We start from the raw sequence: 2,797 nt of genomic DNA on the forward strand, positions 1-2,797 counted from the left end.
AGTTCATTAGTATACACCTCTTTTTAAATTCTCTTTACCATGATTTATCATAATTGGAGTGTCCCCCAAAATTTTCGTCTATTTTTCTTCCCGTCAGTTCTTCCATTATTGCGATAATTTCTTTTGAGCTATGATATTGACTATTTAGTTTTGCCGTAATTCTGAGAGCTTCTTGTGAAAGCTCATGAAAAAACTCAAAAACCGGAGATCCTACCTCGACTTCTTTTTGGCTCTTCATGTATTCAAGAAATTCCTGTAACTGCATATTCGCTCTCCTTTTTACCTGTTTTTATCAAAAAAATTCGCAAGAAGTTTGATTGCCTGATTCACATATTCTTCTTTGTAGTACAGGTCAACATGGCTTGCACCCTCTATCACTTCTAATTTACCAAGTCCTTCCGACAACTCTACCGCCTGTTTGGCAAAACCTATGGTATCGGCTTTTGAACCTGAAATAACAAGTAACGGATGAGACCACAATTCATTCATAAGGTCAAATGCAGAGTATCTAAGCACTTTATCCAAACTTGAAAAGACCATCTGCCCTGTCGATCGTGGATTTTCTCCTACTCCTCGATAGTAGGATCGTGCTTCTCTAAAAAGACTGTATTCTGGAAATTTCATCGCTTCTTCATCGGATGCCGCCACCGTTTCCATAAGCTGAACTTCTTCTCCGTTTACTTCTTCCGTTCTTCTAAGCGATACTGCTTTTAAGGTAGCAATCATATTTTCTTTTGTTCCCTGACCTTGCCTTAATCCTTGCCCCATATCTACAGGAACTACCGCTCCGATTGCCTTAAATCTTTTCTCCGTCTTAGCACAGTCGATTGTATATGCTCCACCTGCACAAATTCCTAAACCAAAAATATTATCCTGATCTATGAATTTTTGTGTAGTCAAATAGTCCACTGCACACCTTATATCCTCTACTCTTTGAAACGGATCTGTAGTAAAATGTGGTGTTCCCTCGCTTTCTCCCATATATGCTCCATCAAATGTAAGTACCACATATCCATATTCCGACATTTTTTCTGCATATAATGCGGACGGCTGTTCTTTTACAGCTCCTTCCGGATGTGCGACTACTATTGCCGAATATTTGTTTTCTTCATTAAAATCCTTGGGCAAAAATAATTCTCCTGATAGTTTTAACAGTTTATTATTGAACGTAACTTTATTTTTCATATTTAGATACCCCTTTCTATTTCGCTTGACCATTCTTTTAATATTTCTTCTGAATCATTAGTTATTGAATTTAAATTTATCATGTTTTTAATTTCTCTTATGAAAATTGAATAGTAGTTTTCCTCTATAGAAGTAGCTTTTATTAGAGGAGTGTTGGTACAAGAAAAATCAGTATTATAATATGCGTCTCCTACGACCTCATATACCTTAACAGAATTAATATTTTTATAATTATTCCCATTTCCATCAATCCTTCCCCTAAAACCTTCTATGTGCTCAGAAAACTTATTATTGATAATAGAATTTTTAAATTTTTTATTAGTTTCAAAAGTGTTCGAATAATTTAAACAATTAAAAAATAAAAACAAAAATAACATCGTATATTTTTTCATTAGTATATCACCCTATCCTTATATTTTTTTTCTCATTTTTTATGAAAAATCCCTGTTTCTATTTTAGCCTTTTTAATCTTTAGCTATCCGTTATTATAAATTCTTAACAAAAAACTTTTAATTTCCCACTTATAAACTCAATTGTTACATCTATATTTTCCCCTTCTTCTCCATCAATGCTTACGTCAATTTCTTCTGTAACTTTTTTTATTTCACAGTTTTTGGCTTGTAAAGTTCGGATGTAATCGTTGTTTGTTAAGTTACTGTTCATTAAGTCTATTAGGATTTTTGGAATATCCAGCGGATTGTCAATGTTTTTTACGATTAAAATATCCATAAATCCGTCATTCATACTGGCTTCATCAATTACATTTTCAAATCCTCCAACACTTTTTCCATTCAGAATTGCGTACAAAATAGCCTTTTCCTTCACTTTCTCATTCCCATCCAGCACAATATCCAAGTCAAAAGTCTTTATATTTGTAAGTTCTCCAAGTCCATTTATATAATAGGCAATTTTCCCAAATGTTTTTTTCAATGTTTTGTCTGTATTGTAGGAAATTTTAGTAAATAGTCCGCCAGCATACGAAGACAAGAACACAGTTTTTCCATTGATTAATCCAAAATCAATGTTTTTAGCAGTTTTTTTAGTAATTTTCTCTATCCAGTTTTCAATATTTTCTTCAATTTTCAATGCTTTTGCAAAGTCATTTGATGTTCCTGTCGGAAATATTGCAACTTCTGGAAACTCAATGTTTTTAGAATAAAGTTCACTTAAACAACGGCTTAATGTTCCATCTCCACCTGATAAAATCAAAATATCATATTTTTCATTTTTTAAAATTTCTGTAAGCAAATCATAATTCTGATTTATGCTGTAAAGTGTCAATGTAATCCCTTTTTCCAGCAGTTTTGTCGTGATTAAATCAAAATTGCTTAAAATTATATTGGCATTTCCAGATTTTGGATTGTAAACCAAAATAGCCTTTTTTAATTTTTTCATATATTCTCCTATTTTTTTAATTCGTTATTTAAAAGAGTTTATAAAATCTTATTAATATTATATTTTTTATATTCTTGTCACATAGATATTATCTCACATCACTTTTTTTATAATTGTTTAACAATAAATCAAGATTTTTTTCTATTCGGATATCTGTATCATTATTTACTTTTACAAAATCTCATTAACCGAATAATCAGAATAAATCTTTTCTCCA

The 2,797-nt window shown here is 31.4% G+C and carries 4 protein-coding genes; all 4 read right to left on the minus strand.

From position 1 onward, the window contains the following. Positions 1 to 34: 34 nt before the first annotated feature. Complete coding sequence (locus ACO5J6_RS10030) at positions 35 to 265, minus strand: hypothetical protein (protein ID WP_485643731.1); 231 nt, start codon at positions 263 to 265, stop codon at positions 35 to 37. 14 nt (positions 266 to 279) lie between these two features. Then, on the minus strand, positions 280 to 1,185 hold the full coding sequence (locus tag ACO5J6_RS10035) for an alpha/beta hydrolase (protein WP_485643732.1): 906 nt from the start codon (positions 1,183 to 1,185) through the stop codon (positions 280 to 282). Positions 1,186 to 1,187: 2 nt separating this feature from the next. Beyond that, positions 1,188 to 1,577 (minus strand): hypothetical protein, encoded by a 390-nt coding sequence (locus tag ACO5J6_RS10040; protein WP_485643733.1) that lies wholly within the window; start codon positions 1,575 to 1,577, stop codon positions 1,188 to 1,190. 103 nt (positions 1,578 to 1,680) lie between these two features. Beyond that, positions 1,681 to 2,580: a diacylglycerol/lipid kinase family protein gene (locus ACO5J6_RS10045; RefSeq protein WP_485643734.1), complete on the minus strand. Its 900-nt coding sequence runs from the start codon at positions 2,578 to 2,580 to the stop codon at positions 1,681 to 1,683. Between the last annotated feature and the right edge of the window lie 217 nt (positions 2,581 to 2,797).

The organism is Pseudoleptotrichia sp. (assembly GCF_057270515.1).